This is a genomic window from Pseudomonas sp. FG35 (assembly GCF_057809295.1).
On sequence record NZ_JBMDJR010000010.1, the window covers coordinates 249595 to 274829 of the forward strand.

Annotated in this window: 11 protein-coding genes; 4 read left to right on the forward strand and 7 right to left on the reverse strand. The window is 63.0% G+C overall.

Annotation, left to right across the window (positions count from 1 at the left end):
- Nucleotides 1-16: 16 nt before the first annotated feature.
- The 6 genes from ACODTD_RS20935 to ACODTD_RS20960 form a co-directional block, all read right to left on the reverse strand.
- Nucleotides 17-1978: an acetyl/propionyl/methylcrotonyl-CoA carboxylase subunit alpha gene (locus ACODTD_RS20935; RefSeq protein WP_489105146.1), complete on the reverse strand. Its 1962-nt coding sequence runs from the start codon at nucleotides 1976-1978 to the stop codon at nucleotides 17-19.
- Between the two features lie 117 nt (nucleotides 1979-2095).
- Nucleotides 2096-2893 carry an enoyl-CoA hydratase/isomerase family protein gene (locus ACODTD_RS20940; protein WP_011335263.1) on the reverse strand — a complete coding sequence of 266 codons (798 nt, stop codon included), beginning with the start codon at nucleotides 2891-2893 and terminating at the stop codon, nucleotides 2096-2098.
- A complete protein-coding gene (gene atuD / locus ACODTD_RS20945; protein WP_221616059.1) occupies nucleotides 2890-4047 on the reverse strand; it encodes a citronellyl-CoA dehydrogenase in 1158 nt (385 codons plus the stop codon). Before atuD ends, ACODTD_RS20940 begins: the two co-directional genes overlap by 4 nt.
- A gap of 29 nt (nucleotides 4048-4076) precedes the next feature.
- Nucleotides 4077-5693 carry a geranyl-CoA carboxylase subunit beta gene (gene atuC / locus ACODTD_RS20950; RefSeq protein ID WP_489105147.1) on the reverse strand — a complete coding sequence of 539 codons (1617 nt, stop codon included), beginning with the start codon at nucleotides 5691-5693 and terminating at the stop codon, nucleotides 4077-4079.
- A gap of 3 nt (nucleotides 5694-5696) precedes the next feature.
- The gene (locus ACODTD_RS20955; protein ID WP_011335261.1) at nucleotides 5697-6566 is read right to left on the reverse strand and encodes an SDR family oxidoreductase; all 870 of its coding nucleotides are present in this window, start codon (nucleotides 6564-6566) and stop codon (nucleotides 5697-5699) included.
- Between the two features lie 12 nt (nucleotides 6567-6578).
- Nucleotides 6579-8369, reverse strand: a complete 1791-nt coding sequence (locus tag ACODTD_RS20960; protein WP_489105148.1) for an acyclic terpene utilization AtuA family protein — start codon at nucleotides 8367-8369, stop codon at nucleotides 6579-6581.
- 194 nt (nucleotides 8370-8563) lie between these two features.
- Between ACODTD_RS20960 and ACODTD_RS20965 the strand changes: the two genes are divergently transcribed.
- From ACODTD_RS20965 to ACODTD_RS20975, 3 genes are all read left to right on the forward strand, one after another.
- Nucleotides 8564-9187, forward strand: coding sequence for a TetR/AcrR family transcriptional regulator (locus tag ACODTD_RS20965; RefSeq protein ID WP_041475382.1), 624 nt, complete (start codon nucleotides 8564-8566; stop codon nucleotides 9185-9187).
- 90 nt (nucleotides 9188-9277) lie between these two features.
- A complete protein-coding gene (locus ACODTD_RS20970; RefSeq protein WP_080511040.1) occupies nucleotides 9278-10075 on the forward strand; it encodes a substrate-binding periplasmic protein in 798 nt (265 codons plus the stop codon).
- A gap of 87 nt (nucleotides 10076-10162) precedes the next feature.
- Nucleotides 10163-11176 (forward strand): GNAT family N-acetyltransferase, encoded by a 1014-nt coding sequence (locus ACODTD_RS20975; protein ID WP_489105149.1) that lies wholly within the window; start codon nucleotides 10163-10165, stop codon nucleotides 11174-11176.
- 72 nt (nucleotides 11177-11248) lie between these two features.
- Here ACODTD_RS20975 and ACODTD_RS20980 read toward each other — a convergent pair whose 3' ends face one another.
- The gene (locus ACODTD_RS20980; RefSeq protein ID WP_007955779.1) at nucleotides 11249-11803 is read right to left on the reverse strand and encodes an RNA polymerase factor sigma-70; all 555 of its coding nucleotides are present in this window, start codon (nucleotides 11801-11803) and stop codon (nucleotides 11249-11251) included.
- A gap of 379 nt (nucleotides 11804-12182) precedes the next feature.
- On the opposite strand from ACODTD_RS20980, the gene ACODTD_RS20985 reads away from it, so the two are divergent.
- Entirely contained in the window at nucleotides 12183-25181 is a 12999-nt protein-coding gene (locus tag ACODTD_RS20985) for a non-ribosomal peptide synthetase (RefSeq protein ID WP_489105150.1), read from the forward strand.
- The last annotated feature ends 54 nt before the right edge of the window (nucleotides 25182-25235 follow it).

Here is a 25235-nt window from a genome sequence, read left to right on the forward strand (position 1 = left end):
CGAATGCGCGCGGCGACTACTCGACCTGCAACAGAACCTGACGATTTTTTACCTGATCGCCGACCTTGACCTGCACCCGCTTGAGCACGCCGTCGATGCCGGCCTTGAGCGGATGCTCCATTTTCATCGCTTCCAGCACCACCAGCAGTTGGCCCTTGCTGACCGTGCTGCCTTCGCTGACGAGCACATCGATGATGGCGCCATCCATCGGGGCTTTCAACGTGCCGGAACTGACGCTGGTCTGACTGTCGATCACCGCGTGAGTTCGATCCACCAGGTGCAGGCTGCCGGGATGGGTGAACAGCCAGAGCTGCTCGTCGCACAGGCGATAAGCGCGGCGCTGGCGCAGGCCATCGACCTCCAGCGTCACGGCCCCGGCGGTGTGCTCGATCAGTTTGAGTTCGATAACGCGCTCCGCAACCTGCACTTCAAACGTGTTGTCCGGGCTGGCGCGCAGTTGCACGTTCCAGTCGCGGGCGTCGAGACCGATGCGATAGAGCAACGGCGCACCGGCGTTGTTGCGCCATCCGGACAACGTGGCGCGGTGTTGCTGTGCGGCGGATCGGTAAAACAGCAGCACCGCGATGGCCAGCTCTTCGTTACTGGGCGAATAGGCGTGCAGGCAATCGTGATCGGCGAAATGTTGAGGGATGAAGCCAGTACCGAACTCGCCGCTGATGAATTGCGGATGCTGCAACAGGCTGGCGAGCAACCGCTGATTGCTTTGCACGCCAAGCAACACGCTGTCCTGCACCGCGCATAGCAGTTTGCGCCGGGCCTCTTCACGGGTTGCGCCATGAGCAATCAGTTTGCCGAGCATCGGGTCGTAGAACGGTGAGATCGACTGCCCTTCGATCAGCCCGTGATCAATCCGTGAGCCGCGATCCAGTGCCGGCGCCCAGGCTTCGACACGCCCGGTCTGTGGAAGAAAACCCTGGGTCGGATCTTCGGCGTAGAGGCGCACTTCCATCGCGTGGCCATCGAGTTTCACCTGTGCCTGGGTCAGCGGCAGCGGCTGACCTTCGGCGATCGACAGTTGCCATGCCACCAGGTCCAGCCCGGTAATCAATTCAGTCACCGGGTGCTCGACCTGCAACCGGGTGTTCATCTCCAGAAAGTAGAACCGGCCATCAGTGTCGAGCAGGAATTCTACAGTGCCGGCACCGACATAGTTCACCGCACGCCCGGCCTTGAGTGCCGCTTCGCCCATCGCCTGGCGCAGTTCTTCGGTCATCACCGGGCAGGGCGCTTCTTCAATGACTTTCTGATGGCGGCGCTGAATCGAACAGTCGCGCTCACCGAGGTAGATCAGCTGGCCGTGGTGATCGCCGAACAGCTGAACTTCGACATGGCGCGGCTCGATCAGCGCCTGTTCGAGGATCAGTTCATCGCTACCGAATCCGTTCAAGGCTTCGGAGCGCGCCGTGCGCAATTGCGCCGGCAATTCTTCGGCGCTGTGCACCAGCCGCATGCCGCGTCCGCCACCGCCGGCGCTGGCCTTGATCATCAATGGATAACCGATGCGTTCAGCTTCGCGTGTCAGGGTTGCGTCGTCCTGCTCGGCACCTTGATAGCCGGCGATACATGGCACACCGGCGGCGAGCATGGCGATTTTCGATTGGCGTTTGCTGCCCATCAGTTCGATGGCTTCGACGCTGGGGCCGATGAAGGTCAGGCCGGCCTGTTTGCAGGCGCGGGCGAATTCGGCATTTTCCGAGAGAAAACCGTAGCCCGGATGGATGGCGTCGGCGCCGCTGCGGCGGGCGGCGTCGAGAATGGCCGGGATGTTCAGGTAGGACTGTTGCACGGGTGCCGGACCGATGTTCACGGCCTCGTCCGCCATTTGGACATGCAGTGCGTCAGCGTCGGCATCGCTGAAAACGGCGACGGTGCGATAACCGAGGGCCTGGGCGGTGCGCTGGATGCGGCAGGCGATTTCACCGCGGTTGGCGATCAGGATTTTATGGATGACGGGCATGGTGGTTTTTCCTGAATGTTGGCGGTGGATTGAAGGGCCTCATCGCGGGCAAGCCCGCTCCCACAGGATTCAGTGGTGCTCACAAAAACTGTGGGAGCGGGCTTGCCCGCGATGCTTCTAAGGGGCCCACCTCGGTTTGCGCTTTTGCACAAACGCCATCGTGCCTTCGATGCCTTCGGCACCGGTCACCGCTTCGCTGAACCACTGCGCGGCTTCGTCCAGCAGTTCACTCGACGGCTGGCCGGCGCTGGCCAGCAGCAGTTTTTTCGTCACGGCATTCGCTTCGGGGGCGCAGCACAGGACATGGTCGAGCACTTCATCCAGTCGCTCGGCGAGCGCCTGTGGATCCTGCTCGACAAAATGCACCAGCCCCAGACGCCGGGCCTGATGGCCGTCGAAACGGGCGGCGGTCAGGGCCAGGCGTCGGGTCTCGGTCAGGCCGATGCGCTGCACCACAAACGGCGCGATCTGCGCCGGTAGCAGGCCGAGACTGGTCTCCGGCAAACCGAATTGCGCCTGATGATCGGCGATGGCGATATCGCTGACACAGGCCAGCCCGAAGCCGCCCCCGAGCACCGCGCCCTGCAACACCGTGATCAGCACTTGCGGCGTGTGCTGCGCTTCTTCCAGCAACAACCCGAACGCTCGGTTCAATTCGCGATAGGCATCGCTGCCCTGGGCGCGGGCGTTGGCCATGTCCTTGATGTCGCCGCCGGCACAGAAATGCCCGCCGGCACCGCTGAGCACCAGTGCGCGAACGCTGCGATCATCGCGCACGCTGGCCAGCACGGCGCGCAACTCGGCGACCATTTGCAGGCTCATGGCGTTGCGGCTTTCCGGGCGATTGAGGGTGATGTGCAACACGCCGTTGTGCCGTTCCAGCAGCAGCGTCTGGCAATCGGGCAGGGCGCTCATTTCTTTTTCCCCGGCAGAATGCCCATCAGTTTGCAGATGATGCCCAGCATGATTTCGTCGGCGCCGCCGCCAATCGATACCAGCCGCACGTCGCGGTAGGCGCGGGCCACCGGGTTGTCCCACATGAAGCCCATGCCGCCCCAGTATTGCAGGCAGCTGTCGCTGACTTCACGGCCGAGGCGTCCGGCCTTGAGCTTGGCCATCGAGGCCAGTCGGGTGACGTCCTGGCCTTTCACGTACTGCTCGGTGGCCTGATAGACCAGCGCCCGCAGGCATTCGATTTCGGTCTGCAATTCGGCGAGGCGGAAGTGGATCACCTGGTTGTCGATCAGCGCATTGCCGAAGGTCTTGCGTTCCTTGCAGTACTCGATGGTGCTGTCGACGCAGTATTCCAGGCCCTTGATCATGTTGGCCGCGCCGAACAGGCGTTCTTCCTGGAACTGCAGCATCTGCATCATGAACCCGGCGCCCTCATGGCCGATGCGATTGCGCTGGGGCACGCGCACGTTGTCGAAAAACACCTGGGCGGTTTCCGAGCTGCGCATGCCGAGCTTGTCCAGGTGCGAACTGAGGCTGATACCCGGCGTGTTCATCGGCACCATGATCAGCGATTTGTTGATGTGCGGCTTGTCGTCCGAGGTGTTGGCCAGCAGGCAGATGAAGTCGGCGCTCGGCGAGTTGGTGATCCACATCTTGCTGCCGTTGATCACATAGTCGTCGCCATCCTTGCGCGCGGTGGTCTTGAGCCCGGCGACATCGGAGCCGGCGCCGACTTCCGAGACACCGATGCAGCCGACCTGCTCGCCAGTGATGGCTGGGCGCAGAAACTCTTCGCGCAACTCATCGGAACCGAAGCGGGCGAGGGCCGGAGTGCACATGTCGGTCTGCACGCCGATCGACATCGGAATGCCGCCGCAGTGGATGGTGCCGAACTCTTCGGCCGCGACGATCGAATAGCTGTAATCCAGACCCATGCCGCCGAATTTTTCCGGCTTGGAAATCCCCAGCAGACCGAGGTCGCTGGCCTTGCGGAAAATCTCGTGGATCGGAAAGCGCCCGGCCTTTTCCCATTCATCGACATGGGGGTTGATCTCGTGCTCGACGAACTGGCGGACGGTGCGGCGCAGAGCTTCGTGTTCCGGGGTGAAGATCATTGTTGTTGTTCTCCTTTGATCCGAGGCGATCAGAACCGGCTGACGCCGAAGCTGTTGGGTTGCAGCCTGCGTACGTCGGCTTCGTGGCAGATGTCCAGCAGGTAGCCGAGCAGGGTGCGGGTGTCGCGCGGATCGATCAGCCCGTCATCCCACAGGTTAGCGCTGCCGTAGAGGGCGGTGGACTGGCTGTCGAGTTTCTGCGCGGTGACCTGCTCCAGCATGTCGAGCATTTTCGGGTCGGGCACCAGGCCGTCCTTGAGCTGTTTGGCTTCGGTGACGATGCGCAACACCTTGCCGGCCTGGGCGCCACCCATCACGGCGGTGCGGCTGTTGGGCCAGGCGAAGATGAAACGCGGATCAAGCCCGCGTCCGCACATCGCGTAGTTGCCCGCGCCGTAGGAGCCGCCGACCACTATCGTCAGTTTCGGCACCCGCGCATTGGCCACGGCCTGGATCAATTTCGAGCCATGCTTGATCACGCCGTGCTGTTCCGATTCGGTGCCGACCATGAACCCGGTGGTGTTGTGGAAAAACAGCAGCGGCGTCTGGCTCTGGTCGCACAGTTGAATGAACTGCGCCGCCTTGCTCGCGCCGTTGGGCGTGATCGGGCCGTTGTTGCCGATGAAACCGCAGGCGCGGCCCTGAATTTTCAGGTGGCCACAAACGGTCTGCTGATCGAACTCGCCTTTGAATTCCAGGAAGCGTGATTCATCGGCGATCCGCGCAATGATTTCGCGCACGTCGTAGGGTTTTTTCGGGTCGTCCGGGATCAGCCCGAGGAGTTCGTCGATGGGGTACAGCGGCTCTTTGAATTGCGGCTCGGGCAGCCACGGTATTTGCTCGTTCCAGTTCAGCAGGCTGACGATTTCCCGCACCTGACGCACGCCGTCGGCATCGTTTTCGGCCAGGTATTCGGCGGTGCCGGCGACTTGCGCGTGCATCTCGGCACCACCCAGTTCTTCGTCGGTGGCGACTTCACCGGTTGCGGCTTTAAGCAACGGCGGGCCGGCAAGAAACAGCTTGGCCTTGCCGCGCACCACCACCACGTAATCCGACAGCCCCGGCTGATACGCGCCGCCGGCGGTGGCCGAGCCGTGCACCACGGTGATCTGCGGCAGCCCCATGGCCGACATCCGCGCCTGATTGGCAAAGCTGCGTGCGCCTTCGACGAAAATCTCCGCCGCGTAATTGAGGTTGGCGCCGCCGCTTTCGGCGAGGGTGATGACCGGCAGTTTGTTTTCCTGGGCGATCTGTTGCAGGCGCAGGGATTTTTTCAGGCCCGACGGTGAGATCGTCCCGCCCTTGATCGCGCTGTTGTTCGCCACGATCAAGGCGCGCACACCGGACACGTAACCGATGCCGGCGATCAAGCCACCACCCGCCGAGCTGCCGTCCTTGTCGTCGTGGAGTTTGTAGCCGGCCAGGCTCGCCAGTTCGAGGAACGGCGCGCCGGGGTCGAGCAGCAGATTCAGGCGCTCACGGGGCAGCAATTGTCCGCGTTTGTCGAATTTCGGTTTGGCTTCGGCAGCCTTGTTCAGCAGGTTCTGTTCGAGCTGCTGGACTTGCTCGATGGCGGCGAGCATCGCTGCGCGATTGCGGGCGAAGGCTTCGCTGTGCGGGTCGAGTTGGGACTGGATCTGCGGCATGGCTTACTCCTTGTCCTTCAAAACGTCTGGCATGTAGGCCCGGTGAAAACCGTTGAAGGATTCGCTGTGGGTCGCCTTGTGCAACGGCCATGCGCGGTTGCCCAGGCTGGCCGCGCCGTCGATGCGCAAGGTGCTGCCGCTGATGAACGCGGCAGCCGGGCTGAGCAGAAACACGATCGCCGCGCTGACCTCTGATTCGGTGCCGATACGCTTGAGCGGCACGTGTTCGCGCAGGGTCGGGATCACGGCTTTGAACGCACCTTCATAGGTGTCCATGCCGCTGGACGCGATCCAGCCCGGCGCCACCGCATTCACCCGAACCCCGGCATAACCCCATTCGAACGCCGCTGTTTTGGTGAAGTTGTCCATGCCCGACCGTGCGGCGCCGGAGTGGCCCATGCCGGGCATGCCGCCCCACATGTCGGCGAGCATGTTGACGATGTTGCCGCCGTGTTTGCTCATCGATTGATTGAACACTTCCCGGGCCATCAGGAAGCCGCCGACCAGATTGGTGCGCAGTACGGTTTCGAAGCCTTTCTGATTGATCGAGGCCAGGGGCGACGGGTACTGCCCGCCGGCATTGTTGACCAGTCCGTGGATCGGCCCGTGTTCACGGATCAGTTCGCTGACCAGCGCCTTCACCGCTTCTTCGTCACGGATATCGCAGGCCTGCCAGTGCGCCCGACCGCCGTCCTCGGCAATTTCGGCGGCGACGGTTTGCAGCTTTTCCGGTTTGCGCCCGACCAGCACCACGTTGGCCCCCAGCGCCGCCAGTTCATGGGCGGTGCAACGCCCGATGCCACTGCCGCCCCCGGTGACGATGACGGTCTGACCGCTGAACAGATCAGCCCTGAAAATCGATTCGAACGCCATGCTGCCAATCCTCTAGTCGAACTGTTCGGCGATGCTTTGCGGCACCGGGATCTGGATTTCCAGTAATTGCTGGGCGAAAGCCTTGCCTTGCGGGTCGATGCGCAGGCTCGCCACGCCGCCGCCACCGAGGGCGTTTTCCAGCAGGAAGTTGAGGCTGTGGGTGCCGGGCAGATACCAGCGTTCGACCCGGCCGTGAATCGGATCGAGGACATGGCTCATCCAGTCGACGACCACCGCCGGGGTCAGCGCCTCGGCGATCCACGGTAGGTATTCCGGACGACGCGGCATGACGCCAATGTTGCTGTGATTGCCCTTGTCGCCGGAACGCGCCACGGCCAGTTTCACCAGCGGCACACTCGCGTCGGCGCGGCCCTGGGGTTTAGGCGTTTCGTGGGGCAGGGGCAGATCCTGACTGTCGAGGGTGGCGGGGGCGGGCAGGGTGAACGGGTGAGATTCGCCGGCGATGTCGATCTGCAAGGTGCAGGCGCTTTTGTCGATCAGGAACGAGAACAGCCGGATCAACGGATACACCGTCGGCCGCCCGCCGACGATGCCGGTCAGGCCCGGCGCCATGCCGGTGGCGGCCTGGGCGATCTCGCGGGAGAACAAGATCAGCGCCTGTTTGTTCGGGTGGCGCACGGCGAGTTTGATCACCACTTCGCGGCTGTCCCGGCGCTGGCCGTGAGGGCCGTAGGTGGCTTCGCTGCCGAGCAGTTCGACATCGGTTTCGGTGTACGGTCCCAAGCCTTTTTGTTCGAGCATTTCCGAAGTCTTGTCGAGGATCGCCCGACTGACGCGCCGGGCTTTTTCCGCGGCATCGATGCCGGCGATCAGGCAACTGGCGGTGCAGCGGAAACCATCCGGATACGTGGCGCTGACCTTGTATTGGTCGCTGGGCGGCAAGCCTTTGGCGCCGTGGACCCGGACGGCGTTTTTGCCTTGTTGCTGGAGTTTGACCTGGCTGAAATCGCAGACCACATCGGGCAACAGATAGGCCTGCGGATCACCGATTTCGTAGAGCATCTGCTCGCCGACGGTCAGCGGCGTGACCAGCCCGCCGGAGCCTTCGGGTTTGCTGACGATGAACTGGCCGTCGGCGTTGACTTCGACGATCGGAAAGCCGATGTGCTCGTAATCCGGCACGTCGCGCCAGTCGGTGAAATTACCGCCGGTGCATTGCGCGCCACATTCGATGATGTGCCCGGCCAGGGCGGCTTGCGCGAGTTTGTCGTAGTCATGCCACGACCAGCCGAATTCATGCACCAGCGCGGCGCTGACCACCGCGCTGTCGACCACCCGGCCGGTGATCACGATGTCGGCACCCAGGCGCAGGGCTTCGACGATGCCCGGCGCGCCGAGGTAGGCGTTGGTCGACACGCACATCGGCGGCAGCGGGGCGCCGCTGAACATTTCCGTAATGCCTTGGGAGGCGAGGTGTTTGAACTGGGGTTGCAGGTCATCGCCCGACAGCACGGCGATTTTCAGTGCTACGCCAGCCTTGTCGCAGGCCGCTTGCAGGGCGGCCGCGCAGGCCTTGGGATTGACCCCGCCGGCATTGCTGATGACGCGAATGTTCTGTTCGGCCAATAGCGGCAGCAGGGGCGTGAGGACTTCGATGAAGTCGGCGGCAAATCCGGCCTGCGGATCCTTCATGCGCGCGCCTGCCATGATCGACATGGTTATTTCGGCCAGGTAGTCGAAGACCAGATAATCCAGCTGTCCCCCGGCCACGAGCTGCGCAGCGGCGGTCGAAGTGTCTCCCCAGAATGCGCTGGCGCATCCGATGCGAACCGTGGTGGGCATTTTGATCTCCGACTCAGCAACCTGTGACAGAAGTGCATCGAGGCTACCAAGCAAGCGCTTGGTTTGTAAACACCTGAAGTTTTCTTCTGCCCAAGCGCTTGCTTGGTCGCGGGTGGCGGCTTAAATTGCCCGCGCAACCCCGCCGTTTCTGCGGCGTACGGCACACTTGAATGATCGACTGTAGGAGACAATGGGTGGATGAGCAAAAAGCCCTGAGGGTCATGCGTGAACTGGTCGATGCCGGCCAGCTGACCGATCCGGACAGCGCTCGCGGCAAACTGCTGCAAGTGGCGGCCCACCTGTTTCGCAACAAGGGCTACGAGCGCACCACGGTGCGCGATCTGGCCGGTGCCGTGGGGATTCAGTCCGGCAGCATCTTTCATCACTTCAAGAGCAAGGATGAAATCCTGCGCGCAGTGATGGAGGAAACCATCCGCTACAACACCGCGCTGATGCGCGCAGCCCTTGCCGAAGCCGCCGATGTGCGTGAGCGGGTGCTGGCGCTGATCCGCTGCGAATTGCAGTCGATCATGGGCGGCAGCGGCGAAGCGATGGCGGTGTTGGTGTATGAGTGGCGCTCGCTGTCCGAAGATGGCCAGGCCAAAGTGCTGGCGCTGCGAGACATTTATGAAGACCTCTGGCTGCAAGTGCTGGGCGAGGCCAAGGAGGCGGGGTTCATCCGTGGCGACGTGTTCATTACCCGACGTTTTCTCACGGGGGCGCTGTCCTGGACCACCACCTGGTTCCGTGCCGGCGGCAGTCTGAGCCTGGATCAACTGGCCGAAGAGGCGCTGATTCTGGTGCTCGAAGAGCGCTAGGCGCTTTCTATCGGGCCGGGAAACTGGCTAACTTGGCGAAACCGCCTAGCTTGAATGCATGATCGGTACTTTTTCGGGGAGTGGGGTGTTTTGAAGTCTTCGCCAATTCGGATGGCCGCCGGGCTGATGCTCGCAGCGCTGGCTGCATTATGGGTATTGCCCGCTCCGGCGGCGCAAGTGGTTCGGGTGGGCGCGGCGCATTTTCCGCCCTACACCATTCGCCCGGAAAACGGCGCCGACACCGGCCTGCTGCCGGAACTGGTCGCGGCTTTGAACAGCGCCCAGAGCGACTATCGTTTCGAACTGGTGCCCACCTCGATCCCTCGCCGGTTCGGTGATTTCAAGGATGGCCGCACCGACATGGCAATCTTCGAAAATCCGGAGTGGGGCTGGAAGGACATCCCCCACACCACCGTCGACATGGGTCTTGAGGACGCGGAGATTTTCGTCGCGCAGAACAAACCCGGACGCCAGCAGAATTACTTCGCCGATCTCAAGGGCAAACGGCTGGCGCTGTACAGCGGTTATCACTATGAATTCGCCAATTTCAACGCCGATCCCAAGTACCTCGCAGAAACCTACAGCGCCACGCTGACCTATTCCCACGACAGCAACCTGCTGATGGTCTTGCGCGGGCGCGCGGACATTGCCTTGGTGACTCGCTCGTATCTGTTCGATTACTTGCTGCGCAACGAAAAGGTGCGTGACGAGTTGCTGGTGTCCCAGCGTATCGACCAGATCTACCACCACTATGCGATTCTCAGTCCGAAGGCGCCGATCACCGGCGAAGCGTTCGGCAGGCTGCTGCAAGGCCTGCGCGACAACGGGCAGATGCTGAAGATCTTCGATCCGTACAAGATTGCGGTGGTGCCGGTAGCGCATCAATGACCGGCGGTTTTGGCCGAACGGCCTAAATTTCCCGCCCCGGCTCACGTCCCATCGTTGAACTGTCGACGATTATCGTGAGCCCGACCCATGTCCAATCTGAATGACCTGACTGCCCTGGCCCTGCCTTCGGGCAGCCAACTGGTAGCCGATGCCACCGAAAGCCGTCTGAGCCTGAGCCTGGAAGGGCAACCGCTGATTCGCCTGCGCCTTGATCGTGAAGGTCAGGGGCCGATCCAGATCGATGAACGCTACGCACTGCCGCCGGGCCAGGCGCTGTGGGCAGCCTGTTATTGGCTGTTTGCCCGGGATCCGGCGTGTCAGCGATTGATCTGGCAACTGGATCAGGCGCCGACCGAAGCCTTGCTCAGTGGTTTGCTGGTGAGCACTGAAGTGGCGGGTGAATATCGCTGTGAGCGCACGCTGTTCTGGCAACTGCCGCAGCCGTGGCTCGGCACCTCGCTGACCGGCAGTTATCCGCAGCAGATGGTTATCAGCAACGGCAAGCGCCATCCGTTGCGACCGGTGAAACCGCGCGGTGAGGTTTATCGGCGCTTCGATGCGCGCCTCGGTGCCTGGATTTCCCTGCGAACGGTGGAGATCGAGCAGGATCTGGCGCGTTTCAATCGCTGGCAGAACAGCCCGCGAGTCGCCAGTTTCTGGCAGGAAGAGGGCAGCCTCGAACAGCATCGCGAGTACCTGAGCAAACTCGACGCCGATCCGCACACGCTGACCCTGATCGGTTGTTTCGATGATCAGCCGTTTGCCTATTTCGAAGCCTACTGGGCCAAGGAAGATCGCATCGCGCCGTTCTACGATGCCGACAATTACGATCGCGGCATTCACATGCTGGTCGGGGAAGAAAATCATCGCGGCCCGCACAAGGTGGCGAGCTGGCTGTCGGCGCTGGTGCACTACCTGTTTCTGGATGATCCGCGCACTCAGCGTGTGGTCGCCGAGCCACGTGCCGACAACGCGAAGATGATCGGCCACATGCATAACCAGTGCTTCCACTGCGACAAGGAATTCGACTTCCCGCACAAGCGTGCGGCACTGATGATCCTTGGGCGCGAACGGTTCTTCGATCGGTGCACGCTGGTGTGACATTTCGCTGACAACAAAAAAGATCGCAGCCCTTCGACGAAGGCTGCGATCTTTTTTTTGCGGCCGTTTTTATCAGCGACGGTTCGCGGACACTGCATCGGCGCGGCTGCCGGATACCTTGCGGCAATGCACCAGCGCATCACGAATCATGAAGTTGACCAGGGTCGGCGAAACGCCGAGTTCCTTGGCGATGTCCTTCTGCGGCACGCCGTGCAGACGGTACATCTCGAACGCATAGCGGGTACGGACCGGCAGCTCGGTCAGCGCGTCGGCGATGTGTTCCAGGGTCGAGAAATTGATGTGCGAGGTTTCCGGCGAAGCGCCCTGAATGACCACGTTCAACCCTTCCTCCTCGGGGCCGGCGTACTTCTGCTCCAGCGCCTGTTTGCGGTAGTGATCGATCGCCAGGTTGCGCACGATCTGGAACAGATAACTCAGCTGGGCCTTGATCGACGACGTGATCGGCGGGGCCGATTGCAGTCGGAAGAACGCATCCTGCACCACATCTTCGGCGCGTGACCGGCAGCCGGTAATGCGGGCTGCAATCTTGACCAGAATCAGTCGATTGTCGACGAATGCCTGAAGTAGCGGTGAATCGCACCTGCTTGTGGATACTTGTTCCGTCATGGAAATCACCTTGCTGCCAATAGGTTAGTGGGACGCCTGGGGGCGGGGTCGTCCTACACATCGAGCGACAAATTATGTTGAATGATAATGATTGTCAATTGAGAAAGAGAACTAATGATCCATAACAGTGCGAACTGAGAACTGCGACACGCCGCCGCACTTGCCCAAGCGCCCAGCCACGTTGGCGATCCAGCCTGCCGACTAATTATTTCAAGACGTCATCCGTTCTCATTGGTGAATGGATCCGGGGACGCAGCCCCGGACCTACCGCATTCCAATGCCTTGCACGGTCGGCGAAGACCGTGTCCCGCATGCCTTGCACAGGCATGCCGCAGCCAACCCGATTCCACCAGCAAGCCGATTTCAGGCAGGAAACCTCATGACCGACGCGTTCGAACTCCCCAGCACCCTGGTCCAAGCCCTCCAGCGCCGCGCGGCCCTGACGCCGGATCGGCTGGCCCTGCGCTTTCTCGCCGAAACCGAGGAGCAGGCTGTGGTGCTCAGTTATCGCGAACTCGATCAGCGCGCGCGCACTATCGCTGCGGCGTTGCAGGCCGAGGCCGGATTCGGTGATCGCGCGGTGTTGCTGTTTCCGAGCGGTCCGGATTACGTCGCGGCGTTCTTCGGTTGCCTGTACGCGGGCGTGATCGCGGTGCCGGCTTATCCGCCGGAATCGGCCAAGCGTCACCATCAGGAACGCCTGCTGTCGATCATTGCTGACGCCGAGCCGCGCTTGCTGCTGACCAGCGCCGACCTGCGCGACGCTCTGCAGCAAATCGAAGGCGCGCCGCCGCTGTTGTGCGTCGACACTCTCGACGCTGAGCTGGTCGAACGCTGGGTCGAACCGACCTTGCCGCAAGACCACGTCGCCTTCCTGCAATACACGTCCGGCTCGACCGCGCTGCCCAAGGGCGTGCAGGTCAGCCACGGCAACCTGGTGGCCAACGAGCTGCTGATTCGCCACGGTTTCGGCATCGACGTGAACCCGGATGACGTGATCGTCAGCTGGCTGCCGCTGTACCACGACATGGGCCTGATCGGCGGTCTGCTGCAACCAATCTTCAGTGGCGTGCCGTGCATCCTGATGTCGCCGGCGTACTTCCTCGGACGGCCGTTGCGCTGGCTCGAAGCGATCAGCCAATACGGCGGCACCATCAGTGGCGGCCCGGACTTCGCTTATCGTCTGTGCAGCGAGCGGGTCAGCGAATCGGCGCTGGAACGCCTCGACCTGAGTCGTTGGCGCGTGGCCTATTCCGGCTCCGAGCCGATCCGTCTCGACACCCTCGAACGCTTCGCCGAGAAATTCACCGCGTGCGGTTTCAGCGAAGACAGCTTCATGGCGTCCTACGGTCTGGCCGAAGCGACCCTGTTCGTCGCCGGCACACCGCGCGGCACCGGGATTCCTGCACTGCGCGTCGATGATCAGGCTCTGGCACAGAACCGTGCCGAAGCGGGCGAGGGCAGTCCGATCATGAGCTGCGGCATCAGTCAGCCCGATCATGCGGTGCTGATCGTCGAGCCGAACACCCTCGAAGAACTGTCCGACAACGCCGTGGGTGAAGTCTGGGCCGCCGGCCCGAGCATCGCCCTCGGCTACTGGCGCAACCTCGAGGCGACTGCCAAGACCTTCGTCCAGCACGCCGGCCAGACCTGGCTGCGCACCGGTGACCTGGGCTTCATGCGCGACGGTGAACTGTTCATCACCGGTCGCCTGAAAGACATGCTGATCGTGCGCGGCCACAACCTCTATCCGCAGGACATCGAAAAGACGGTCGAGAACGAAGTGGAGGTGGTGCGCAAGGGCCGTGTCGCGGCGTTTGCGGTCAATCAGAATGGCGAGGAGGGCATCGGCATCGCGGCGGAAATCAGCCGCAGCGTGCAGAAAATCCTCCCGCCCGAAGCATTGATCAAATCCATTCGCCAGGCCGTGGCCGAGGCGTATCAGGAAGCACCGAGCGTGGTTGTGCTGCTCAATCCGGGCGCATTGCCGAAGACTTCCAGCGGCAAGCTGCAACGTTCGGCCTGCCGCAATCGCCTGGCCGACGGCAGCCTCGACAGCTACGCGGTGTTCCCGTCGACCACCGCTGAAACCAGCGAGTCGACGGCGTCCGTCTCCGAACTGGAAACCGTGATCGGCAAGATTTGGGCCGAGCAACTGAACGTCAAACAGGTCAATGGCGACGATCATTTCTTCCTGCTCGGCGGCAACTCTATCGCCGCGACTCAGGTGATCGCCAAGGTCCGTGAGGAGTTGGGCCTGGAGCTGAACCTGCGTCTGCTGTTCGAAGCCCCGACCCTGTCCGCGTTCGCCGCCGCCGTGGCGCAGCAGCAACAGGACGGCGGCAGCGCCCAAGGCGAAATCACCGCACTATCGCGCAACGAAGCGCTGCCGCAATCCCTGGCACAAAACCGTCTGTGGATCACCTGGCAGCTCGACCCGCAAAGCAGCGCGTACAACATTCCCGGCGCCCTGCGCCTGCGTGGCGAACTGGACGAGGACGCCCTGCGCGCCAGTTTCCAGCAACTGATCGAGCGCCACGAATCCCTGCGCACGCGCTTCTTCGAACGCGACGGTGTGGCCCTGCAACAGGTCGAAGCGGCGGGCGAGTTCAACCTGCAACTGATCGACATCAGCGACCTGCCGGCCAGCGAGCGTGAAGCCCGCGCACAACAGATCCGCGAGGACGAAGCCCGCACCCGGTTCGATCTGGAGAAAGGCCCGCTGCTGCGGGTGACGCTGGTTCGCCTCGACGATGAAGATCACCAGTTGCTGGTGACGCTGCACCACATCATCGCCGACGGCTGGTCGCTGAACGTGTTGATCGACGAGTTTTCGCGCCTGTACGCCGCCGCTTCCCAAGGCCAGCGTGCCGAACTGGCGCCGCTGCCAACCCAATACGCCGACTACGGCAGCTGGCAGCGCCAATGGCTGGCGCAGGGCGAGGGCGAACGGCAACTGGCGTACTGGAAAGCGCAGTTGGGCGATGAGCATCCGACCCTGGAACTGGCGACCGACCATCCGCGTTCTGCCAAACAAATTCACAGCGCCGCACGCCACAGCGTTCGTCTGGGGATCAGCCTCAGCGACGCCATTCGTCAGACCGCTCAGGCCTATCAATCCACGCCATTCATGCTGCTGCTCTCAGCCTTCCAGAGCCTGTTGCATCGCTACAGCGGCCAGCGCGACATCCGCATCGGTGTGCCCAACGCCAACCGTCCGCGCCTGGAAACCCAGGGCCTGATCGGCTTCTTCATCAACACCCAGGTGCTGCGCGCCGACGTCGATTCGCATCTGCCGTTCACCGAACTGCTGGCGCAAACCCGTCAGGCTGCACTCGGTGCTCAGGCGAATCAGGATCTGCCGTTCGAACAACTGCTTGAAGCCTTCCCGCAGGCCCGCGAACAAGGTCTGTTCCAGGTCATGTTCAACCACCAGCAACGCGACCTGAGTGCGCTCAAGCGTCTGCCGGGCGTGCTCGCCGAGGAGCTGCCGTGGCACAGCCGCGAGGCCAAGTTCGATCTGCAACTGCACAGTGAAGAAGACCGCAACGGTCGCCTGACGCTGTCCTTCGACTACGCCGATGAGCTGTTCGACGCCACGACCATCGAACGCCTCGCCGAGCATTTCAGCAACCTGCTGCGTGCAGTCTGCGAACGTCCGGAACAAGCCGTCGGCGATCTGCAACTGCTGACCGCCGCCGAACACTCTCAGCAAACTGCGTGGAGCGTCGCCCCGTGCACCCCGGCGCAACAATGGCTGCCGGAACTGCTCAACGAACAAGCGCGGCAGACGCCTGAGCGCACCGCACTGGTATGGGACGGCGGCAGCCTCGACTTCGCCGAACTGCACACTCAGGCCAACCGTCTCGCCCATTACCTGCGCGACAAAGGCGTCGGCCCGGACGTGTGCGTGGCCATCGCTGCCGAGCGTTCGCCGCAATTGTTCATCGGTCTGCTGGCGATCATCAAGGCCGGTGGCGCCTACGTGCCGCTGGACCCGGAATACCCGGCCGAGCGCCTGGCCTACATGCTCAGCGACAGCGGCGTCGAACTGCTGCTGACCCAGACTGCATTGCTCGACCGCTTGCCGGCCAGCGAAGGCGTCAGCGTGATCGCCATGGACACCCTGCACCTGGAAAACTGGCCGAGCCAGGCACCGGGCCTGCACCTGCACGGCGACAACCTCGCCTACGTGATTTACACCTCGGGCTCCACCGGCCAGCCGAAAGGCGTGGGCAATACTCACGCGGCGCTGGCCGAGCGTCTGCAATGGATGCAGAACACTTATCGCCTGAACGACACCGACGTGCTGATGCAAAAAGCGCCGATCAGTTTCGACGTGTCGGTGTGGGAGTGCTTCTGGCCGCTGATCACTGGCGCGCGCCTGCTGATCGCCAGCCCCGGTGAACACCGGGATCCGCATCGCATTGCGCAATTGGTTCAGCAGTACGGCGTGACTACGCTGCACTTCGTGCCGCCGCTGCTTTCGCTGTTCATCGACGAACCGTTGAGCGCCGAGTGCACCAGCCTGCGTCGCGTGTTCTCCGGCGGTGAAGCGCTGCCGGCGGAACTGCGCAACCGCGTGTTGGCGCAACTGCCGGCGGTGCAACTGCACAACCGTTATGGCCCGACCGAAACCGCGATCAACGTCACTCACTGGCATTGCAGCGTGGCCGATGGCGAGCGTTCGCCGATTGGCCGTCCGCTGGGTAACGTGGTTTGTCGCGTGCTCGACAGCGATCTGAATCCAGTGCCGGCCGGTGTGCCGGGTGAGCTGTGCATCAGCGGCATCGGCCTGGCCCGGGGTTACCTCGGTCGGCCTGCGCTGACCGCCGAGCGTTTCGTGGTCGATCCGCTGGGCGAGCAGGGCGCGCGTCTGTACCGCACCGGTGACCGTGCGCGCTGGACCCACGATGGCGTGATCGAATACCTCGGCCGTCTCGATCAGCAGGTCAAACTGCGCGGCTTCCGCGTTGAGCCGGAAGAAATCGAAGCCCATCTGCTGGCTCAGGACGGCGTGGCGCAGGCTGCCGTGCTGGTGCGTGAAACCGTCGCCGGCCCGCAACTGATCGGCTATTTCACCGCCACCGACGCCAGCGAAGATCAGGACGCGCAAACTGCTCGCCTGAAATCCGCACTGGCCGCCGAGCTGCCGGAATACATGGTCCCGGCGCAACTGATGCGTCTCGACGCAATGCCCCTGAGCCCGAGCGGCAAACTCGACCGCCGCGCCTTGCCCGAGCCGCAATGGCAGGTGCGCGAACACGTCGAGCCGGTCACCGAGCTGGAACAGCAGATCGCTGCGATCTGGCGCGAAGTGCTGGGCCTGAAACAGGTCGGCCTGCGCGACGACTTCTTCGCCCTCGGCGGCCACTCGCTGCTGGCCACCCAAATCATCTCCCGCACCCGGCAGGCCTGTGACGTCGAGCTGCCGCTACGCGCCTTGTTCGAGCACAGCGAACTCGGTGAATTCGCCGAGCAGATCCGCCAGATCCAGGCCAGCGGCCGCACCAACAAACAGCCGCCGATCGACAAGGTTGATCGCAGCAAACCGGTGCCGCTGTCCTACTCGCAGCAGCGCATGTGGTTCCTCTGGCAGATGGAACCGGACAGCCCGGCGTACAACGTCGGCGGCATGGCGCGCCTGCGTGGCGTGCTGGATGTCGGGCGTTTCGAGGCAGCATTGCAAGCGTTGATCCAGCGTCACGAAACCCTGCGCACCACGTTCCCGAGTATCGACGGCGTGGCCCGTCAGCAGGTGCATGCCGAGACGGGCGTGCGCATGGACTGGAAGGATTTCTCGAAATTCGCCGCCGATGTGCGCGAGCAGAAAGTCCAGCAACTGGCCGACGACGAAGCGCACCTGCCGTTCGATCTGGAAACCGGTCCGCTGCTGCGCGCCTGCCTGGTCAAGACCGCCGAGCAGGAGCATTACTTCGTCCTGACCCTGCACCACATCGTCACCGAAGGCTGGGCGATGGACATCTTCGCCCGTGAACTCAGCGCGCTGTACGAAGCGTTCGTCGACGACCGCGAATCGCCGCTTGAACCACTGCCGGTGCAGTACCTCGATTACAGCGTGTGGCAGCGCCACTGGCTGGAATCCGGTGAGCGTCAGCGGCAGCTCGACTACTGGACTGCGCAACTGGGCCGCGAACATCCGCTGCTGGAATTGCCGGGCGACCGTCCTCGTCCACCGGTGCAAAGCCACCAAGGTGAATTATTCCGTTTCGACCTCAGCGACGATCTTGCCGCGCGGGTTCGGGCGTTCAACGCGCAGAACGGCCTGACCCTGTTCATGACCATGACCGCCGCCCTCGCGACCTTGCTTTACCGCTACAGCGGCCAGACCGATCTGCGCATCGGCGTGCCGGTGGCCAACCGTATCCGCCCGGAAAGCGAGGGCCTGATCGGTGCGTTCCTCAACACTCAGGTGCTGCGTTGCCAGCTCGACGGCCAGATGTCGGTCGGCGAATTGTTCGAGCAGGTGCGTCATACCGTGATCGAAGGGCAGTCCCATCAGGATTTGCCGTTCGATCATCTGGTTGAAGCCCTGCAACCACCGCGCAGCGCGGCGTACAACCCGCTGTTCCAGGTGATGTGCAACGTGCAGCGCTGGGAATTCCAGCAAAGCCGCATGCTCGCCGGCATGACCGTCGAGTACCTGGCCAACGATGCACGGGCGACCAAGTTCGACCTCAACCTGGAAGTTACCGATCTCGACCATCGCCTCGGTTGCTGCCTGACGTACAGCACTGATCTGTTCGACGAACCGACCATTGCACGCATGGCCAGGCACTGGCGCAATCTGCTTGAAGCGTTGATCGCCGACCCGCAACAGCGTCTCAGCGAACTGCCGTTGCTCGATGCGCCTGAACAACAGCAATTGCTCGACAGCCTCGGCGTCGAGCCGGGCGAGCGTCGTCTCGATCAGTGCATTCATCATCTGTTCGCCGAGCAGGCACTGGCGCGCAAGGACGCACCGGCCCTGACCTTCGCCGGGCAGACCCTGAGCTACGCCGAACTCGACGCCCGCGCCAACCGTCTGGCCTGGGCCCTGCGTGAGCGCGGTGTCGGCCCGCAAGTGCGGGTCGGTCTGGCGCTGGAGCGTTCGCTGGAAATGGTCGTCGGCCTGCTGGCGATCCTCAAGGCCGGCGGCGCCTATGTGCCGCTGGACCCGGAATACCCGCTCGACCGCCTGCATTACATGATCGAAGACAGCGGCGTCGGCCTGCTGCTCAGCGACCGGGCGATGTTCAAGGCCCTCGGCGAACTGCCGTCGAACGTGGCGCGCTGGTGCCTGGAAGATGACAGCGCCGCGCTGGCCGATTACCCGGCTACCGAGCTGCCCTTTATCAGCCTGCCGCAGCATCAGGCGTACCTGATCTACACCTCGGGTTCCACCGGCAAGCCGAAAGGCGTGGTGGTGTCCCACGGTGAAATCGCCATGCATTGCCAGGCTGTGATCGAACGCTTCGGCATGCGTCCGGACGACTGCGAGCTGCATTTCTATTCGATCAACTTCGACGCCGCCACCGAACGTCTGCTGGTGCCGCTGCTCAGCGGCGCGCAGGTGGTGCTGCGTGCGCAGGGTCAGTGGGACGCGGAACAAATCTGCGGGCTGATCCGCGAACATCGGATCAATATCCTTGGTTTCACCCCGAGCTACGGCAGCCAGTTGGCGCAGTTCCTCGCGACGCAAAACGACACTCTGCCGGTGCGCATGATCATCACCGGCGGCGAGGCGCTGACCGGCGAGCACCTGCAACGAATTCGCGCAGCGTTCAAGCCGAGCCTGTTCTTCAACGCTTATGGCCCGACCGAAACTGTGGTCATGCCGCTGGCCAGCCTTGCGCCGGAAGTATTGGAAGAGGGCGCCGGCAGTGTGCCGATCGGCAGCGTGATCGGTGATCGCGTGGCCTACATTCTCGACGCCGATCTGTCGCTGGTGCCGCAAGGCGCGACCGGTGAATTGTTTGTCGGCGGCGCCGGTCTGGCGCTGGGGTATCACGAGCGTGCGGGCATCACTGCCGAACGTTTCGTCGCCGACCCGTTTGCCGCCGATGGCGGGCGCATGTACCGCACTGGCGACCTGGTGCGCCAGCGCGCCGATGGCTTGGTGGAGTATCTGGGGCGGATTGACCATCAGGTGAAGATCCGCGGTTTCCGGATCGAACTGGGCGAGATCGAAACCCGCCTGCTCGATCACGACTCGATCCGCGAAACGGTGGTGCTGGCGCTGGATGCACCGAGCGGCAAGCAACTGGTCGGCTATCTCGTGACCGAGGTCGCTTCGCGAAGCGAAGCCGAGCAGGCCGAACTGCGCGAAGCCCTCAAGTCGCACCTGAAGACGCAACTGCCGGACTACATGGTGCCGACCCATCTGATTCTGCTGGCGAGCATGCCGCTGACCGCCAACGGCAAGCTCGACCGCCGCGCGTTGCCAGCGCCGGATCCGGAGCTCAATCGCCAGGATTACGTGGCGCCGAGCAACGAGCTGGAGCAGGCCCTGGCGCAGATCTGGTGCGAAGTGCTCAACGTCGAGCAGGTCGGTCTGAACGACAACTTCTTTGAACTGGGCGGCGACTCGATTCTGTCGATTCAAGTGGTCAGCCGTGCGCGTCAGCAAGGCATTCACTTCAGCCCGCGCGATCTGTTCCAGCACCAGACCGTGCAGACACTGGCTGCTGTCGCCAGTCGTACTGAAACCGTCACCGCCGAGCAAGGTCTGGTGTCCGGCGAATCGCGTCTGACGCCGATCCAGCACTGGTTCTTCGATACCGAGATTCCCGAGCGTCAGCACTGGAACCAGGCGTTGCTGCTGGAGCCGACGGTTGCGCTGGAACCGCATCGTCTGGAGCAAGCGCTGTTGGCGGTGATCGAGCAGCATGACGCCTTGCGTCTGCGCTTCAGCGAGGTCAACGGCGCATGGCAGGCAACCCATCAACCGGTCACCGATGCCGCCGTGCTATGGCAAGTCCGCGTGCCGTCGATGGACAAGTGCGCCGCGCTGTTTGGCGATGCTCAGCGCAGTCTCGACCTCGCCCACGGCCCGCTTTTGCGTGCCGTGCTGGTCGATGGGCCGGACACTCAGCAACGGCTGTTCATCGCGATCCATCACCTGGTGGTCGACGGTGTGTCGTGGCGCGTGCTGCTCGACGATCTGCAAAACGTGTATCGCCAACTCGACGCCGATCAGTCGGTGAAACTGCCGGCGAAAACCAGCGCCTTCAAGGACTGGGCGGCGCGCTTGCAAGCTTACGCCGGCAGCGAATCCCTGCGTGAAGAACTGAGCTGGTGGCAAGCGCAACTGGCTGGTCCGAATGCCAATTTGCCGTGCGAACACCCTGAGGGCGGTCGCGAGAATCGGCATGCGCAAACCGTCAGCGTGCGTCTGGATGGCGAGCGCACCAGGCAACTGCTGCAACAGGCACCGAGCGCCTATCGCACGCAGGTCAATGACCTGTTGCTGACCGCGTTGGCCCGTGTGCTGTGCCGCTGGAGCGGTCAGCCGTCGGCGCTGATTCAGCTGGAAGGCCACGGCCGCGAAACCCTGTTCGACGAGATCGACCTGACTCGCACCGTCGGCTGGTTCACCAGCGCTTATCCGCTGCGCCTGACCCCGCACAACATCGAAGAGGCTGCCGGGCAGGGCGCTTCGATCAAGGCGATCAAGGAACAGCTGCGCGCCGTGCCGCACAAAGGTCTGGGCTATGGCGTGCTGCGTTATCTCGCCGATGATGCCAGCCGTCAGAGCATGGCGGCGTTGCCGAATGCGCCGATCACGTTTAACTACCTCGGCCAGTTCGACCAGAGTTTCGGCAGCGATGCGCTGTTTCGTCCGCTCGACGAGCCGGTCGGTGCCGCCCACGATCCGCACGCATCGCTGCCGAACGAGTTGAGCGTCGACAGTCAGGTGTACGGCGGGGAACTGCTACTGCGCTGGACCTTCAGCGCCGAACGCTACGACGCGCAGACCATCAACGAGCTGGCCGATGCCTACGTCGGCGAGTTGCAGAGCCTGATCGAACATTGCCTGCAGGACGAGGCCGGTGGCCTGACGCCGTCGGACTTCCCGCTGGCAAAATTGACCCAAGCCCAGCTCGACGCACTGCCGGTGCCGGCGGCACACATTGAAGACGTGTACCCGCTGACGCCGATGCAGGAAGGCATGCTGCTGCACACCTTGCTCGAGCCGGGCACCGGTCTGTACTACATGCAGGATCGCTACCGCATCAACAGCGAACTCGACCCCGAGCGTTTCGCCCAGGCGTGGCAAGCGGTGGTCGCCCGTCACGAAGCGCTGCGTGCCTCGTTCTGCTGGAACGTCGGCGAAGACATGCTGCAAGTGATTCATACGCCGGGGCGCACGCCGATCGAGTACCTGGACTGGAGCGCCATCGCTGACGCCGAGCAGGAGCCGAAACTGCAAGCGCTGCTCAAGGCCGAACGCGAAGCCGGGTTCGATCTGCTCAATCAGGCACCGTTCCACCTGCGCCTGATCAAGGTCGGCGCGGCGCGTTACTGGTTCATGATGAGCAACCATCACATCCTGATCGATGCCTGGTGCCGTTCGCTGCTGATGAACGATTTCTTCGAAATCTACACCGCGCTGGGCGAAGGTCGTGAAGCGCAACTGGCGGTGCCGCCGCGCTACCGCGATTACATCGGCTGGCTGCAACGCCAGAGCCTGGCCGAGGCGCGTCAGTGGTGGCAGCGGAACCTGCAAGGTTTCGAGCGCACCACGCCGATCCCGAGCGACCGTCCGTTTCTGCGTGAACACGCCGGTGAAAGTGGCGGCATGATCGTCGGCGACCGCTACACCCGACTGAATGTCGAGGACGGCGCCCGTCTGCGTGAACTGGCCCAGGCCCATCAACTGACCATCAACACCTTCGCCCAGGCGGCGTGGGCGCTGGTATTGCGACGCTTGAGCGGTGATCGCGACGTGCTGTTCGGCGTGACCGTGGCCGGGCGTCCGGTGGAAATGCCGGAGATGCAACGCACCGTCGGCCTGTTCATCAACAGCATCGCGCTGCGGGTGAAGATCCCGGCGGACGATCAGCGCGCCAGCGTGCGTCAGTGGTTGAGCGCTCTGCTCGACAGCAACATGCAACTGCGCGAGTACGAATACCTGCCACTGGTGAACATCCAGGAACAAAGCGAACTGCCGAAAGGCCAGCCGCTGTTCGACAGCCTTTTCGTGTTCGAAAACGCCCCGGTAGAAGTCTCGGTGCTGGACCGCGCGCAGAGCCTCAACGCGACCTCGGACTCGGGCCGTACCCACACCAACTTCCCGCTGACCGCCGTTTGCTATCCGGGTGATGACCTCGGCCTGCATCTGTCCTACGACCAGCGTTACTTCGACGAGTCGACCATCGAGCGCATGCTCGCTGAGTTCAAGCGTCTGTTGCTGGCGCTGGTCGATGGCTTCCATGGCGACATGGCCGACCTGCCGCTGCTGGGCCATGAGGAACAGGACTTCCTGCTCCACGGCTGCAACCAGAGTGAGCACGACTATCCGCTGGAGCAGAGCTACGTCGAGCTGTTCGAAGCCCAGGTCGCGCAACATCCGCAACGCATTGTCGCCAGTTGCCTTGATCAGCAACTGAGCTATGCCGAGTTGAACCAGAACGCCAACCGTCTCGGCCACGCACTGGTCGCGGCCGGGGTGCAGAGGGATCAACCGGTGGCGCTGCTGGCTGAACGGAATCTGGATCTGCTGGGTATGATCATCGGCAGCTTCAAGGCCGGTGCCGGTTACCTGCCGCTGGATCCGGGACTGCCGAGCCAGCGTCTGCAACGGATCATCGAGCTCAGCCGCACGCCGGTGCTGGTGTGCACCGAAGCTTGCCGTGAACAGGCGACGACCTTGCTGGATGAATTCAGCTGCGCCAACCGTCCACGCCTGCTGGTGTGGGAAGAGGTTCAGGCGGGCGCGGTGTCGTCGACGAATCCGGGGATCTTCAGCGGGCCGGACAACCTCGCCTACGTGATCTACACCTCGGGCTCCACCGGGTTGCCGAAAGGCGTGATGGTCGAGCAGCGCGGCATGCTCAACAACCAGTTGAGCAAGGTGCCGTACCTGAATCTGAGCGACGCCGATGTGATTGCCCAGACTGCTTCGCAAAGCTTCGACATTTCGGTCTGGCAGTTCCTCGCCGCGCCGCTGTTCGGTGCGCGGGTGGACATCGTGCCGAACACCATCGCCCACGATCCGCAAGGCTTGCTGGTGCATGTGCAGCAGCAGGGCATCACCGTGCTGGAAAGCGTGCCGTCGTTGATTCAGGGCATGCTCGCTTCGGATCGCCTGAGCCTCGACGGCCTGCGCTGGATGTTGCCGACCGGTGAAGCGATGCCGCCGGAACTGGCGCACCAGTGGCTGCTGCGTTACCCGGAGATCGGTCTGGTCAACGCCTATGGCCCGGCGGAATGCTCGGACGACGTGGCGTTCTTCCGCGTCGACCTGGCCTCGACTCGCGGCAGTTACCTGCCGATCGGTACGCCGACCGACAACAATTTGCTGTACCTGCTCGATGGCGCGCTGGATCTGGTGCCGCTGGGTGCGGTGGGTGAGTTGTGTGTGGCGGGAACCGGGGTCGGTCGCGGTTATGTCAGCGATCCGCTGCGCACCGCGCCGGTGTTCGTGCCGAATCCATTCGGTGCGCCGGGCGAGCGTCTGTACCGCACCGGTGACCTGGCGCGCCGTCGCAGTGACGGGGTGCTGGAGTACGTCGGCCGGGTCGACCATCAGGTGAAGATTCGCGGTTACCGGATCGAACTGGGTGAAATCGAGGCGCGTCTGCACGAACAACCGGAAGTCCGTGACGGCGCGGTCGGTGTGCAGGAAGGCGTCAACGGCAAGCATCTGGTTGGCTACCTGGTCGCCGCAGATTCTGCGCTGAACCAAAGCGAACGTCTGGAGCGAATCAAGCAGCGCTTGCGCGCCGAACTGCCGGAATACATGGTGCCGCTGCACTGGTTGTGGCTCGACCGGTTGCCGCTCAACGCCAACGGTAAACTTGATCGCAAAGCCTTGCCGGCGCTGGAGATCGGCCAGTTGCAAAGCCAGGATTACCTGGCGCCGCGCAGCGAGCTGGAGCAGACCCTGGCGGATATCTGGGCCGAGGTGCTGAAGGTCGAGAAGGTCGGGGTACGCGACAACTTCTTCGAACTCGGCGGCCATTCGTTGCTGGCCACGCAGATTGCCTCGCGGGTGCAAAAAGCCTTGCAGCGGGATGTACCGCTGCGAGCGATGTTCGAGTGCAGCACGGTGGAGGAACTGGCCGGGTACATCGAAGGGCTGGCGGCCAGTGACATTACCGAGGAGAAGGTTGATCGACTGAATGATCTGATGGCGGAGCTGGAGGGGCTGTAAAGCACAGCCCGCGGCAATGGCTACCGAAACGAGTTTCGCTGTGGCCGTTGTCGC

What these genes read in the sequence shown, in the direction of transcription:
- ACODTD_RS20935 (WP_489105146.1), bottom strand. Translation starts at nt 1,978, where the DNA reads ATGCCCGTCATCCATAAAATCCTGATCGCCAACCGCGGTGAAATCGCC.
- ACODTD_RS20940 (WP_011335263.1), bottom strand. Translation starts at nt 2,893, where the DNA reads ATGAGCGCCCTGCCCGATTGCCAGACGCTGCTGCTGGAACGGCACAAC.
- atuD (WP_221616059.1), bottom strand. Translation starts at nt 4,047, where the DNA reads ATGATCTTCACCCCGGAACACGAAGCTCTGCGCCGCACCGTCCGCCAG.
- atuC (WP_489105147.1), bottom strand. Translation starts at nt 5,693, where the DNA reads ATGCCGCAGATCCAGTCCCAACTCGACCCGCACAGCGAAGCCTTCGCC.
- ACODTD_RS20955 (WP_011335261.1), bottom strand. Translation starts at nt 6,566, where the DNA reads ATGGCGTTCGAATCGATTTTCAGGGCTGATCTGTTCAGCGGTCAGACC.
- ACODTD_RS20960 (WP_489105148.1), bottom strand. Translation starts at nt 8,369, where the DNA reads ATGCCCACCACGGTTCGCATCGGATGCGCCAGCGCATTCTGGGGAGAC.
- ACODTD_RS20975 (WP_489105149.1), top strand. Translation starts at nt 10,163, where the DNA reads ATGTCCAATCTGAATGACCTGACTGCCCTGGCCCTGCCTTCGGGCAGC.
- ACODTD_RS20980 (WP_007955779.1), bottom strand. Translation starts at nt 11,803, where the DNA reads ATGACGGAACAAGTATCCACAAGCAGGTGCGATTCACCGCTACTTCAG.
- ACODTD_RS20985 (WP_489105150.1), top strand. Translation starts at nt 12,183, where the DNA reads ATGACCGACGCGTTCGAACTCCCCAGCACCCTGGTCCAAGCCCTCCAG.